13 protein-coding genes are annotated in these 12,935 nt (G+C 67.5%); 3 read left to right on the top strand and 10 right to left on the bottom strand.

Going from position 1 to position 12,935, the window contains the following annotated elements; translation table 11 throughout:
- Positions 1 to 21: 21 nt before the first annotated feature.
- Entirely contained in the window at positions 22 to 1,284 is a 1,263-nt protein-coding gene (gene waaA, locus ACTFO6_RS02665; protein WP_439932902.1) for a lipid IV(A) 3-deoxy-D-manno-octulosonic acid transferase, read from the top strand.
- Here the strand turns inward: waaA and ACTFO6_RS02660 are convergent.
- From ACTFO6_RS02660 to ACTFO6_RS02635, 6 genes are all read right to left on the bottom strand, one after another.
- Complete coding sequence (locus ACTFO6_RS02660; protein WP_439932901.1) at positions 1,262 to 2,569, bottom strand: TolC family outer membrane protein; 1,308 nt, start codon at positions 2,567 to 2,569, stop codon at positions 1,262 to 1,264. The genes waaA and ACTFO6_RS02660 overlap by 23 nt on opposite strands.
- A gap of 82 nt (positions 2,570 to 2,651) precedes the next feature.
- Positions 2,652 to 3,305 (bottom strand): protein-L-isoaspartate O-methyltransferase family protein, encoded by a 654-nt coding sequence (locus ACTFO6_RS02655; protein ID WP_439932900.1) that lies wholly within the window; start codon positions 3,303 to 3,305, stop codon positions 2,652 to 2,654.
- A 129-nt stretch (positions 3,306 to 3,434) separates the two neighbouring features.
- Positions 3,435 to 4,574, bottom strand: a complete 1,140-nt coding sequence (locus tag ACTFO6_RS02650; RefSeq protein ID WP_439932899.1) for an ABC transporter permease — start codon at positions 4,572 to 4,574, stop codon at positions 3,435 to 3,437.
- Positions 4,571 to 5,500 carry an ABC transporter ATP-binding protein gene (locus ACTFO6_RS02645; RefSeq protein WP_439932898.1) on the bottom strand — a complete coding sequence of 310 codons (930 nt, stop codon included), beginning with the start codon at positions 5,498 to 5,500 and terminating at the stop codon, positions 4,571 to 4,573. Before ACTFO6_RS02645 ends, ACTFO6_RS02650 begins: the two co-directional genes overlap by 4 nt.
- Before the next feature lie 321 nt (positions 5,501 to 5,821).
- Positions 5,822 to 6,775: an HlyD family secretion protein gene (locus tag ACTFO6_RS02640; RefSeq protein WP_439932897.1), complete on the bottom strand. Its 954-nt coding sequence runs from the start codon at positions 6,773 to 6,775 to the stop codon at positions 5,822 to 5,824.
- Positions 6,772 to 7,419, bottom strand: coding sequence for a TetR/AcrR family transcriptional regulator (locus ACTFO6_RS02635; RefSeq protein ID WP_439932896.1), 648 nt, complete (start codon positions 7,417 to 7,419; stop codon positions 6,772 to 6,774). The genes ACTFO6_RS02640 and ACTFO6_RS02635 overlap by 4 nt, the downstream gene beginning before the upstream one ends.
- A gap of 335 nt (positions 7,420 to 7,754) precedes the next feature.
- On the opposite strand from ACTFO6_RS02635, the gene thiC reads away from it, so the two are divergent.
- The gene (gene thiC / locus ACTFO6_RS02630; RefSeq protein WP_439932895.1) at positions 7,755 to 9,650 is read left to right on the top strand and encodes a phosphomethylpyrimidine synthase ThiC; all 1,896 of its coding nucleotides are present in this window, start codon (positions 7,755 to 7,757) and stop codon (positions 9,648 to 9,650) included.
- On the opposite strand, the gene ACTFO6_RS02625 is transcribed toward thiC, so the two are convergent.
- The 3 genes from ACTFO6_RS02625 to ACTFO6_RS02615 all read right to left on the bottom strand — a co-directional run bounded on the left by ACTFO6_RS02625 (position 9,580) and on the right by ACTFO6_RS02615 (position 11,422).
- Positions 9,580 to 10,377 carry a hypothetical protein gene (locus ACTFO6_RS02625; RefSeq protein WP_439932894.1) on the bottom strand — a complete coding sequence of 266 codons (798 nt, stop codon included), beginning with the start codon at positions 10,375 to 10,377 and terminating at the stop codon, positions 9,580 to 9,582. The genes thiC and ACTFO6_RS02625 overlap by 71 nt on opposite strands.
- A gap of 293 nt (positions 10,378 to 10,670) precedes the next feature.
- Complete coding sequence (locus tag ACTFO6_RS02620; RefSeq protein WP_439932893.1) at positions 10,671 to 11,093, bottom strand: type II toxin-antitoxin system VapC family toxin; 423 nt, start codon at positions 11,091 to 11,093, stop codon at positions 10,671 to 10,673.
- Complete coding sequence (locus tag ACTFO6_RS02615) at positions 11,093 to 11,422, bottom strand: AbrB/MazE/SpoVT family DNA-binding domain-containing protein (protein WP_439932892.1); 330 nt, start codon at positions 11,420 to 11,422, stop codon at positions 11,093 to 11,095. The genes ACTFO6_RS02620 and ACTFO6_RS02615 overlap by 1 nt, the downstream gene beginning before the upstream one ends.
- Before the next feature lie 76 nt (positions 11,423 to 11,498).
- Between ACTFO6_RS02615 and ACTFO6_RS02610 the strand changes: the two genes are divergently transcribed.
- Positions 11,499 to 12,326: an undecaprenyl-diphosphate phosphatase gene (locus tag ACTFO6_RS02610; protein ID WP_439932891.1), complete on the top strand. Its 828-nt coding sequence runs from the start codon at positions 11,499 to 11,501 to the stop codon at positions 12,324 to 12,326.
- A 139-nt stretch (positions 12,327 to 12,465) separates the two neighbouring features.
- On the opposite strand, the gene ACTFO6_RS02605 is transcribed toward ACTFO6_RS02610, so the two are convergent.
- Positions 12,466 to 12,912 carry a rhodanese-like domain-containing protein gene (locus ACTFO6_RS02605; RefSeq protein WP_439932890.1) on the bottom strand — a complete coding sequence of 149 codons (447 nt, stop codon included), beginning with the start codon at positions 12,910 to 12,912 and terminating at the stop codon, positions 12,466 to 12,468.
- Positions 12,913 to 12,935: the final 23 nt, after the last annotated feature.

Raw genomic sequence — 12,935 nt, 5'->3', positions numbered from 1 at the left:
ATTCCGATCGATACGCGCCGCATGAGCGCCGGCCGTCGGGCTTACACCACCCTGCTCTGGCTCGCCTTGCCGCTTATTCCCTTGCGGCTCGCGTGGCGCGCCCGGCGCCAGCCGGCGTACCTGGACCACGTGGCCGAGCGCTTCGGCCGCTACGGGGATGTGCCTCGCCGCCCGGTGATCTGGATCCACGCCGTGTCGGTGGGGGAAACCCGCGCCGCGGCGCCCCTGGTGGAGCGCCTTTTGGAGAGGTATCCCGGTCACCAGATTCTCCTCACCCACATGACGCCCACGGGGCGCGAGACCGGGCGGCAGGTCTTCGGCGATCGCGTCCTTCAGGCCTACCTTCCCTACGACTATCCCTTCGCCGTGCGCCGGTTTCTCGCCCACTTCCGTCCCGCGCTGGGCGTGCTCATGGAGACGGAGCTGTGGTTTAACCTGATCGCCGGCTGCCGGGAGGCTCGGGTTCCCCTGTATCTGGTGAATGCGCGCCTCTCGGAGCGCTCCTACCGCCGCTACGCCCGGTTCCCGGACCTCGTCGGCGAGGCGCTGGGGGGATTGACCGGCGTGCTGGCCCAGACCGAGGCGGACGCGGAGCGGCTTTCCCGGCTCGGGGCTCGCCGGGTGGAAGTGGCGGGCAACCTCAAGTTCGACCTGACGCCGCCGGCGGCGCAGCTCGCCCGGGGCCGGGCGCTGCGCGCCATGTTCGGACCCCGCCGGCCGGTGTTTCTCGCCGCCAGCACGCGGGAAAGCGAGGAGCCGCGAGTGCTGGACGCTGTGGCGCGCCTTACCGTTCCCGAGCTTCTGACCGTGATCGTGCCTCGCCACCCCCAGCGCTTCGACGAGGTAGCAGCCCTCATCGCCCGCCGGGGCCTCAAGTTCCAACGCCGCAGCGAAGCGCGCTCCATTGCTCCCGAGACTCAGATAGTGCTGGGGGATTCCATGGGGGAGCTTTTCGCCTACTACGCCGCCTGCGACGTGGCGTTCGTGGGCGGGAGCCTCGCGCCCCTGGGGGGACAGAACCTGATCGAGCCCTGCGCCGTGGGGGTCCCGGTGCTGATTGGCCCCCACACCTTCAATTTCGAGGAAGCGGCCCGGCAGGCGGTGGAGGAAGGGGCGGCGCTGCGGGTGGCCGACGAGGCGGCGCTGGCCGCCGCGGTGGCGGCGCTGCTCGCGGACGCCGCACAGCGCCGTCGCATGGCCGAGGCGGGCCTCGCCTTCGCCCAACGCCACCGGGGGGCGGTGGAGCGGGTCCTCGCCCGGATCACCGCAGCAGGTATCGGTTGACCGCCTCTATGTCCTCGTCGGTGAGCACGCCGGCCGCGCGGCGCAGTTCCAGGGAGCTCAAGATGTAATCGTAAAGGGCCTGGAAGTGGTCCCGGCGGGCCGAGTAGAGCTGCTGCTGGGCGTCCAGCACGTCGACGAAGGTGCGCACCCCCACCTCCTGGCCGGTGATGGTGGAGTCGAGCTGGCTCTGGCTGGAGACCAGGGCCTGTTCCAGGGCCTTCACCCGGGCGAGGCCGTTGGTGACGTTGAGGTAGGCCTGGCGCACGTTCTGGGCGATGGTACGGCGCACGTTGTCCAAGTCCTGCAGGGCCTTGTCCTGGTTGGAGAGGGCTTGCCGCACCTGGGACTGGGTGGCGAAGCCCTGGAACAGGGGCACCGAGAGCTGCACGCCGACCACCGCCGAATCGGTGTCGAGCCCGACCCCAGTGATGCCCACGCTGGCGTTGCGGGCTTCCGAGTAGCTGGCTACCAGGTCGAGGGTGGGGTAATGGCCGGCCCGAGCCCGTTCCACTTCCTGTTGGGCGAATTCATAGGCGTCCTGTTGGATCCTGAGCACCAGGCTGTTGGTCTCAGCGAGGGCGAGCCATTCCTCCATGGTGGCGGGCGCGGGCGGCGCGAGCTGGAGCTTTTCCGTGTTCACCCGGGCGAGCTCCCCGGGATAGCGACCGATGATCTGCTGCAACGCCCGCTTCTTGATTTCCAGGTCGTTGCGGGCGCCGATCTCCTGGGCGCTGGTGAGGTCGAAGCGCGCCTGGGCTTCGTAGGTGTCCACGATGGTGGCGGTGCCCACCTCGAAGTTACGCTTGGCCTGTTCCAGTTGCTGGGCGATGGCCCGCTTCTGGGCTTCCGCCAGCTCGACGTTGACCTGGGCCAGCAGCACGTCGAAGTAGGCACGGGCCACCCGCAGGATCAAGTCCTGGGTGGCCTGCCCGAACTGGGCCTCGGCCTGTCGCACCTGGATTTTGGCCTGCTCGTAGACCACCAGGTTCTGCTTGCGGTAGAGGGGCTGGGTGGCGGTGATGGACCAGTTGCGGGAATAGAAGCTCTGGGTGCCTCGGGTGCCGGAGTCCACGTCGTTGTAATTGCGGCTGGCTGAGAGGGTGGCCGAGGGGAGCAGCCCGGCCCGGCCCTGGGGCAGGAGCTCCTGGGCTGCCTGAAACGCCGCCCGGGCCGACTGGTACTGGGCATCCTTGAGCGTTGCTTCCCGGTAGATGGAGAGCAGGTCTTCGGCCTGGGCGGCGCCGGCGTGGAGGAGAAGCGCTAGCGCCGGAAGAACGCGTCGCATGAAAAAGTTCCTCCCTTCCATGATCCGCACGCCGGGTGGCACCAGAGAAAAACGAAGGCCTGCCAGCCCGGCGAAGGCATGGTCAAAAAACAAAGCGCGAGGGCCGCCAGGCGTTCCTGAGCGGCGGAATGCAGGTCTCGAACAAGGAATCGGTGCGGTAGGCCCCTTCGGACACGCGGGTGACGAGCACCGCCTCCATGATAGGTTCTTCCCCCACCACTGCCAGGAGCCGCCCACCTATGGCGAGGCTCTGCTGGAACGCTTCCGGCAGCACCGGCACGGAGCCGGTCAGCAGGATCGCGTCGTAGGGCGCATAGACCGACCAGCCCCGGGAGGCGTCGCCCAGCTCCACCGTCACGTTGCGGATGTCGTGGGCTTGGAGGTTTTTTTCGCCGAAAGCCTTGAGCTCCGGATGGAGCTCCACGCTGTACACGTGGCGCGCCCGGCGGGCGAGGAGCGCCGTCATGTAGCCGCTGCCGGTGCCCACCTCAAGGACCTTGTCCCCGGGCTTCACCCCCAGCTCCTGGAGCATGCGGGCCTCCAGCTTGGGGGCAAGCATGACTTCCCCGTGCCCCAGGGGGATCTCCATGTCAGCGAAGGCCAGGGCCTTGTAGGGTTGCGGTACGAATTCCTCCCGCCGCACCTGGAACAGCAAGTCGAGCACTTCCTGGTCCAGCACCTCCCACGGCCGGATCTGCTGCTCGATCATGTTGTAGCGGGCTTGCTCCACGTTCACCTGGGTTCTCCCTTCGCTTGGCTTTTTTTCCCCGCAGGGCGCGGGGCCATGGACAGGACGTCCATTATACTGCACCGCACCGGGCCGCCCCAGCAGCGGGCTTCAGCGCCGTGGCCCGTTTGCCCGCCATCAGTCCAGGGTCCGCCGGTAGCGGGCCACGGCGATGGCCATCACCACCGCCATGAACAGCAGCATGGGCCAGAGATGGGGCGCGGTCTCCGCCAGGCCGTTGCCCTTGAGCATGATGCCCCGCACCAGCCGCAGGAAGTGGGTGAGGGGCAGCGCCTCCCCCAGGACCTGAGCCCAGCCGGGCATGCCGCGGAACGGGAACATGAATCCGGAGAGGAGGATGGAGGGCAGGAAAAAGAAGAAGGTCATCTGCATCGCCTGCATCTGGTTGCGCGCCAGGGTAGAGAAGGTGATGCCCACGGACAGGTTGGCCAGCACGAAGACCAGCACGCAGGCGAGGAGCAGGGGCAGGCTCCCCTCGATGGGCACGCCGAACACCACCCGCGCCGCCGCCAGGATCAACGTTACCTGCACGTAGGCGATGAGGATATAGGGGACGAGCTTGCCCACGGTGACCTCCAGGGGTCTGACTGGCGTTGCCAGCAGGTTTTCCATGGTGCCCCGCTCCCGTTCCCGGGTGACGGCGAGCCCCGTCATCATGATCATGGTCATGGTGAGGATCACCCCCATGAGCCCCGGGACGATGTTGTGCTGGGTGACGCCCTCCGGGTTGTAGCGTCGGTGCACCTGCACCTCGAAGGGCGGCGGCCGCTCCCTCAAGCCAGCGAGGCTGCCCTGGAGGTCGGGCTGAAGCGCGCTTCGATTGAGCTCGAAGAGGGCGGCGATGGCGTTGCTGGTGGCGGCCGGGTCGGTGGCATCCGCCTCCACCAGAATGACGGGCCGCTCGCCCCGCAGAAGCTGGCGGGAGAAGCCTACGGGGATGGAGACCACGAACTGGACCCGGCCGGTCTCCAGCAGCCGCCGCCCCTCGGCTTCGCTACTCACCCGCTGGACCAGATCGAAGTAGCCGCTGTTGGCCAGGCTCGCCAGGAAACCGCGGGCGAAGGGGCTGTCGTCGGCCGAGAGCACCGCCGTGGGCAGATGCTTGGGGTCGGTGTTGATGGCGAAGCCGAAGAGCGCGAGCTGGATCAAGGGAATGCCCACCATCATGGCAAAGGTGAGCCGATCCCGGCGCATCTGGATGAACTCCTTCACCACGATGGCGGTGAAGCGGGACCAGGAAAAGACGTCCAGGCTCATGGGGAAAAATTGTCTCGGGCGCTTTCCATGAGCTGGATGAACACGTCCTCCAGCCCCGGCTGGGTCAAGCTCCAGCGGTAGCGCGGATCGTCCCGGAGCGGAGCGATGCTTCTCGCGAGCGCCTCAGCGTCGGTGCCGGAGACGTGCAGCGCGTTGCCGAAGGGCACCACCTGGGCGACCCCGGGCAGCCCCCGCAGCCGCTCCGCCAGGGCATAGACGTCCTCGCCTTCCGCCGACCAGGTGGTCAGGCCGGAGGCGGCCACCAACTCCGAGGGCGTGCCCTGGGCTAGCAGCGACCCATAGGCCAGATAGGCGAGCCGGTGACAGCGCTCCGCTTCGTCCATGTAGTGGGTGGAGACCAGCACCGTGATCCCATGGGCCGCCAGGCGGTGGATCTGCTCCCAGAAGTCCCGGCGCGCTTTGGGGTCCACGCCGGCCGTGGGCTCGTCGAGGAGCAGCAGCCGAGGTGCGTGGAGCATGCAGGCGGCCAGGGCCAGCCGCTGCTTCCATCCGCCCGAAAGGGTGCCGGCGAGCTGGCGGCTGCGCTGCGCGAGCCCCAGGTCCTCCAGGGCCCGGTCCACGGCGGCGCGGCGGTTCGCCATCCCGTACATGCGGGCGACGAAGTCCAGGTTTTCCCGGATGGTGAGGTCTTCGTAGAGGCTGAAGCGCTGGGTCATGTAACCCACGTGGCGCTTGATCTCGGCGGTCTGGCGCAGCACGTCATAGCCCAGGCAGGTGCCGCTACCCTCGTCCGGAGTGAGGAGCCCGCACAGCATGCGGATGGAGGTGGTCTTGCCGCTGCCGTTGGGACCCAGGAAGCCGTAGATCTCCCCTTCCCTCACCTGGAGCGAGAGCCCCTTCACCACCGCCCGGCCGCCGAAGCGCTTGGTGAGGCCGGTCACGTGGATGGCATAGCCGTTATGCATAGGGCTCAGCGATTCGCTCCAAGATGAAACCCCGCGTGGAGAAGCCGTCCCGGCCGTCTTCTCCATGCGCGATCCACGCACCTGGCCCTCACTCCTGGCTCCTTCCCCCCCGGGGGAGAGGGAAGGGGACGCAAGCGCCAGCACCAGCACCTTCAGCAAGCTCCCCTCCCCCTGGGGGGAGGGACCGGGGGAGAGGGCTTCCCCAGCCGCGCCAAACTTTCCCGCGGCGGGCACGACCGCGAAGGCACGCGCTCAGTCCGCGCGGCTCGACACCCCCCTGCCGCGTTTTGGCGCTTCGGGAGCGGCGTGCAGGCGCCCGCTTCACCGCAACTCCACGTCCACGGGCTGGCCGGGGTGGAGCCCCGCCGCGTGCTCGGGGGCCACCTTCGCCTCCACCCGAAAGACCAGCTTTTCCCGCCGCTCCCGGGAGAAGATAACCGGCGGGGTGAACTCCGGCTGGGAGGAGACGAAAACGACCGTGGCGGGGATCTCCGCCGAGCAGCCGTCGCAGCGGGCCGAGACCGGTTGGCCCAGGCGGATCTTGGGCAGGTCGGGTTCCGGCACGAAGAAGCGCAGCTTCAGGTTCTCCGGGGGCAGGATGGAGACCACGGGGCTGCCGGCGGGCACCCATTCCCCCGGAAGGAACACCCGGTCTTCCACGTAGCCGCCGACCGGCGCCACCACCGCCTTCTCGGCGAGGCGCCACTCCACCTGGGCCAGGGCCGCCTCGGCGGCCTTTACTTCGGCTTCCGCGGCCCGGATCTCGTCGGGCCGGGCGGGTAGCCGCCCGATGCGCCGCTGGGCCTCCAGCTCCGCCGCCCGGGCTCGGTCCCGCTCGTACTGGGAGCGGGCCGCGTCCAGGGTGTTGGGGCTCACGAAGCCGTCGCGGATCAGCTTCTCCTGGCGGCGGAAATTGGCTTCGGAGAAGGCGAGGGCGGCGAGCGCCTGCTGGTACTGGGCTTCGATCGCCGCCAACTCCTCCGGCCTCAGGCCCTTGGTGAGGTTGGCGAGCCGGGCCCGGGCTTGCTTGAGCCGCTCTGCCGCCTCCCGCCTGGCCGCCTGCTCGGCGTCCTGCTCCAGCACGAAGAGGCGGGCGTTGCGCTCGACCCGGCTGCCCCGGTCCACCGCAAGCTCCACCAGCGTCCCTGCCTGGGAGGAGGCGACGTAGACGTACTCGCCCTCCACATAGCCCTGGTAGGCGGCGGGCTTCTCTCCCCCGCAGGCGGCGAGCAGGGCGGCGACGGCGGCGCTCATCAGGCGAAGGCTGGAAGTCATGGAGCGAGCTCCCGGGCGAGACCGTGGAACAGCAGATCCAGGTGGGCGGCCACGTAGCGCTCCAAGCGCACGGGTTCCGCCTCGTAGGCCTGGAAGGTGTGCTTCCACAGGATCTGCAGGACGAGGGGCGCCACGACCAGCCGCCAGGCGGCCGCCGTATCGATGCGCCGGAATTCCCCGCGCCGGATGCCCCGGGCGAGGATCGACTCCACCAGGCGCTGGGCCCGCTGGATGACCTCCTCGAAGTAGAACCGAGAGACCTCGGGGAAATTGCCCGCTTCCGATATCACCAGCTTGGGGATGCCCGAAAGGGGGGAGTCCACCACCGCCCGGACAAACTGGACGATGAGCTGGTCGAGGAGTTCCCGGCTACTGCCGGAGAAGCGGGCGGCTCGGGCCTCCGCTTCCGCCAAGTTGGGCAGCAGGGCCCGGCGCACCAGGGCCTTGAACAGCTCGGCCTTGTTGGGGAAATAGAGGTAGAGGGTCCCCTTGCTCACGCCGGCCCGGGCGGCTACGTCCGCGAGGCGCGTGGCGGCGTAGCCATGGCGGGTGAAAAGCTCCAGGGCGGCGGCCAGGATCTCGTCGGGACGCGCGTCTTTGCGGCGTTGCCAACGGGGCTTGTTCACCGCGGCGGGATGGACCATCGGCCGCTCATTTAATGACTGACCGGTCGGTAATATATCTTTCCTTCCCCCGGCGGTCAACGCGATGCACGCGACCCGAGGGGCCGCGTTGGCGGCTCTTGACCCGTGCACTTGAATCGACCGGCGCTTTGGGCTAGCGTTGGGGCTGTACTACGTAGGGGTCCTGGCAAGGGACCGGCGGGCAGATCCGGCAGCAGCGCCACCCACCGAAAGGTCTCGATGCCGGGTGAGACAAACCCTTCGAACCTGTCCGGGTAATGCCGACGTAGGGAACGTAGCTGTCCCTCTCCTTCGCTCCCGGCCAGCGGTTTTCACTACTTGAGGAGCGAATCCAGATGAGCGCCAATCCCAAGTTCCTGGCAGCCACCGCCCGCGTGGACGAGGCGGCCGTGCAGCCGTTTCCCAACTCCCGCAAGGTCTACGTGCAGGGCTCTCGGCCCGACCTCCGGGTGCCCATGCGGGAGATCACCCAGTCCGACACGCCGGCCTCCTTCGGGGCGGAGAAGAACCCACCCATTTTCGTCTACGACACCTCCGGCCCTTACACCGATCCGGCGGTCACGGTGGATATTCGCAATGGCCTCCCTGCCCTGCGGCTGCCCTGGATCCTGGAGCGGGGCGACACCGAGGAGCTCCCCGGGCCCACCTCCCAGTACGGCCGGGCGCGGCTCGAGGACCCGAAGCTCGCAGAGCTGCGCTTCAACCTGAAGCGCAAGCCGCGCCGGGCGAAGACGGGGATGAACGTGACCCAGATGCACTACGCCCGCCGGGGCATCGTCACGCCGGAGATGGAGTTCATCGCCATCCGGGAGAACCTGCGGCGGGAGGAGTTCCTCGCGAGCCTCACCCAGGAGCAGCGGGAGCTGCTCGTCCGTCAGCACCGCGGGCAGGCCTTCGGCGCCTCCATCCCCGCGGAGATCACGCCGGAGTTCGTGCGGGACGAGGTGGCCCGCGGTCGCGCCATCATTCCGGCCAACGTCAATCACCCGGAAACGGAGCCCATGATCATCGGCCGCAACTTCCTGGTGAAGATCAACGCCAACATCGGCAACTCGGCGGTCACCTCCTCCATCGGCGAGGAGGTGGACAAGATGACCTGGGCGATCCGCTGGGGCGCCGACACGGTGATGGACCTGTCCACCGGCAAGCACATCCACGAGACGCGGGAATGGATCATCCGCAACTCCCCCGTGCCCATCGGCACCGTGCCCATCTACCAGGCCCTGGAGAAGGTGGACGGGAAGGCGGAAGAGCTCACCTGGGAGATCTTCCGCGACACCCTGATCGAGCAGGCGGAGCAAGGGGTGGACTACTTCACCATCCACGCCGGGGTGCGGCTCGCCTACATTCCCCTCACCGCCAGGCGCCTGACCGGCATCGTCTCCCGCGGGGGCTCCATCATGGCCAAGTGGTGCCTGGCCCATCACCAGGAGAGCTTCCTCTACACCCATTTCGAGGAAATCTGCGAGATCATGAAGGCCTACGACGTGGCCTTCTCCCTGGGGGACGGGCTGCGGCCGGGCTCCATCTACGACGCCAACGACGAGGCCCAGATCGCCGAGTTGAAGACTTTGGGGGAGCTCACCCGCATCGCCTGGAAGCACGACTGCCAGGTGATGATCGAGGGTCCGGGGCACGTGCCCATGCAGCTCATCAAGGAGAACATGGACCTGGAGCTTAAGCATTGCCACGAAGCGCCCTTCTACACCCTGGGCCCCCTCACCACCGACATCGCGCCGGGCTACGACCATATCACGAGCGCGATCGGCGCCGCCATGATCGGCTGGTACGGCACGGCGATGCTGTGCTACGTCACGCCCAAGGAGCACCTGGGGCTGCCTAACAAGAAGGACGTGAAGGACGGCATCATCGCCTACAAGATCGCCGCCCACGCCGCGGACTTGGCCAAGGGGCATCCCGGCGCCCAGATCCGCGACAACGCCCTATCCAAGGCGCGCTTCGAATTCCGCTGGGCGGATCAGTTCAACCTGTCTCTGGATCCGGACACCGCCCGGGAATTCCACGACGAGACCCTGCCCCAGGAGGGGGCGAAGCTCGCCCACTTCTGCTCCATGTGCGGCCCCCACTTCTGCTCCATGAAGATCACCCAGGACGTGCGCGACTACGCCGCCCAGGTGGGCCTCTCGGAGGAGGAGGCGCTCAGGAAGGGGATGGAGGAGAAGGCCGAGGAGTTCGTGAAGTCCGGCGGCGAGGTCTATCGGAAAGCCTGAGGAACAAGCCCATCAGCCCGGCGGCCACGAGAGAGAGGGTTCCCGTTTCCGGGACGGTGGCCACCACCCGGAGGTTGTCCAGACCCACTGCGGAGGAGCCGTGGCCGCTCCCCTCGGTCAGCCGGAGCCGAAGGCTGGCCGTCCCTCCCGGATAAAGCTCGCCGAAGACGAGGGAAAAAACGCCGCGGGTCGCGCCATTGTGCTCCGGCCGCCCGATGGAAAGAAGCTCGCGCTCGGCGCCGCCCGCGAGGAGATGCACCTCGAAGTCGTCGGCATTGGCGCCGGCGTCGTCGGTGGTGTCGAACACCCAGTCGAAGGAAATGGCGAGGGCGCGGCTGCCGGCGGGGACGCCGAAGGGGACCAAGAGCTGGCTGGTCCCCGCCTCGCTCCCGCGCAAGTCGCCACGTTGGTCTCCGATCACCAGGAAGTTGCCGGAAGTGTAAAAATTGTCGAAATGAACGGCGCTTTCGCCGGAGGACGTACCGTCGATGGCGTTGTCATGGCGGCGGACGTTGACCCAACTGCCCTCCTCCGGACTGCCGGCGGCGCTGCCCGGCGGCAACCAGGCGAGCAGCGCCTCCCCGGAGACGACCGACGTCCGGCTGGCCAGCCCGGGCACAGCGTCGAAGTTCAGGTCGAGCAAGACGATAGGCGCGGCGGAACCGGCGCCGGATGCAAACAGCATGACCCAGCCCCACAGGATGAAAAGACCTTTGAACGCTTTCATGACGATGTCAACTCCTGGTGATTGCCCGGCGCGTCAACAGCAAACATTGTTCCAGTCTGGCGATGGTGCTGGCATGTTCTTGTTTTGTCTGGCAGGGCGTCGAAGCGACAGGGTGGGTCGTGAAAGACCCTCGGCAGGCCCGTGTAAGTTGCGCCGACACTTGTTGAGGGGGCGGGGGCCAGGGTGGACGCGAGGTCTGGCCGCCTCAAAATCGAGCAGACCGCGGGTCGCATAGCCGAGACGCACCAGGCATCGACGGGCGCCGCTCCGGTGCGCGAAAGTGCGCCCCACCGCTAGCGGGGTGCGATCAGCTTGAGCCTGGGGAAATATTCGCGGTAGCGCCTGGCGTCGCGGGTGAGCAAGGCCAATCCGCCGAGGGCCGCGTGGGCGCCGACATAAAAGTCCGGAAGCGGTGTGCCTTTTCTGCCGCCCCGCTTCCGGTAGAGGACGTAGGCCTTGCCGGCAAGGAAAGCCGCGGGCCAGGGTAGAGGCTGGCGTTCGAAGTTAAAGAGCGCGATGGCGCTTTCGAACTCCTCGATGGTGTCGAAGCCGACAGACACCTCGGCATAAATGATGGGATTGATCACGCCCCGGCCGGCGTCCGCGACCTCCCGCAAGCGCTTTGCCGACCAGTCGAACCAGGTTGGATCCTGTTGGACGACGTCGATCAGCACGTTACTGTCCACCAAGACCTTGCCGGAGGCCGCCGCGGGCATCACTCGTCCCCGCGAAGAAAGGCCATGATCTGATCGGTGGTTTTGCCCTTCCAGGCCCTATTGGTCGCGCTCCCCCGCAACCGCTCCACGGCCGATTGCCCGCGGCTCTTTCTTTTTCCCGCCGGCTTGAGAATGACTTTTCCCCGTACGTATTCGAACTCCACCTCCGTAGCGGGAAGTAACCCCGCCTTTTCGCGGATCGCTTGCGGGATCGTAACCTGTCCCTTGCTGGTAATGCGCACGTTGACCTCCGTAGCCGTCTTGGTAAGACTTAATACTGGTAAGAATCTTACCGCATCGACCACAGCCTGCTCAAGGGAAGCTGTCATTGGCCCCAGCCCCTTGAGCCCGTCCGGCCCGCCAGGCCGGCCGCCGTGCTAACATGCGGGTTTTTCGCGCCCGGCCATGGAGACTTCCCCGCTCATCCACGCGATCCTCCTCGGCATCGTCGAGGGTCTGACCGAGTTCCTGCCCGTCTCCAGCACGGGGCATCTGATCGTCGCCCAGGATCTGCTCGGCTTCGCCGGGGAGCGGGCCAAGACCTTCGCCATCTTCATCCAGCTCGGCGCCATTCTCGCCGTGTGCTGGGAGTACCGGGTCCGCTTCCGCAAAGTGGCGGCCGGGCTCGGCTCGGATCCCGCCGCGCGGCGCTTCGCGCTGAACCTGCTGGTGGCCTTCGCCCCGGCTCTGGTGCTGGGCGTGCTGTTCTACAAGATCATCAAAACCTATTTGTTCTCGCCCCTCACCGTGGCGGGGGCGCTGGTCGTCGGGGGGCTGGTGATCCTTTGGGTGGAACGGCGGGATCACCGGGGGCGCGTCGCCCGGGTGGAGGACATGACCTGGCGCGACGCGTTGAAAGTGGGGCTGGCCCAGTGCGTCGCCATGTTTCCCGGGGTCTCCCGCTCGGGCGCTACCATCATCGGCGGCATGCTCTTCGGCCTCACCCGAGAGGCCGCCACCTTGTTCTCGTTTTTCCTCGCCGTGCCCACCATGCTGGCGGCGGTGACCTACGATACTTACAAGAACTGGGCCTTGCTTTCGGGAGCGGACCTGGAGCTTTTCGCCCTGGGCTTCGGCTCCGCTTTTGTGATGGCGCTGCTCACCGTGCGGGCGCTGCTCGGCTATGTCTCCCGGCACAGCTTCCGGCCGTTTGCCTGGTACCGGATCTTCTTCGGCGGCGTGGTGCTCGCCACTTGGTGGACGGGCGCCGTGGACTGGACGGCGATCCCTTAGGGATCAAGCGCTCGGAATCGCGGGGTACGCGTGAGCGCCGCTCGAAAAGCCGGTTGCCCGGTGCGTTTCGCCTGTCTGCCGCGACCCGTGCGGCGCAGGCAGGCTTCGCTCAACACACCCTCTCTTCTGGAAGCTTTGGCTATCCCTGGACCCAGGGCAGCCCCGCCACCCGCCAGCCGCCCACCGTGTTGCGGTGGCCCTGGGGGTCCCGGTCCCCCTCGAAGCCCTCCAGCACGTTGTAGCACTGGGCGTAGCCCAGCCGTTTCGCCAAGGCCGCCGCATGGTGGGAGCGGCCGCCGCTGCGGCAGATGAACATGACGCGGGCTTCTTTGCCCACCTGCCGCTCGAGTTCCTCGGCGAAGCGGGGATTGAGCTGCATGCTGGGATAGCTCTGCCATTCGATTTCCACCGCGCCGGGAATGCGGCCCACGAAGGTAAGCTCCGCCTGAGTGCGCACGTCCACCAGCCTCGCCTGCGGGTCCGAGGTCATGAGCTGATAGGCCTCCGCGGGGGTCAGCGCCCCGTCGTAGGGAAGACCCATCTGACGCGCCCGCGCCCGGGCGCGTTCGAGAATTTCCGGGGTCATAGCACGGGAATCCTGGAGAAAAG

The organism is Pelomicrobium sp. G1, assembly GCF_051905455.1.
Lineage (GTDB): Bacteria > Pseudomonadota > Gammaproteobacteria > Burkholderiales > UBA6910 > Pelomicrobium.
Note: the sequence above shows the minus strand (reverse complement) of the source record. Positions and strands in the feature narration are given on the sequence as shown.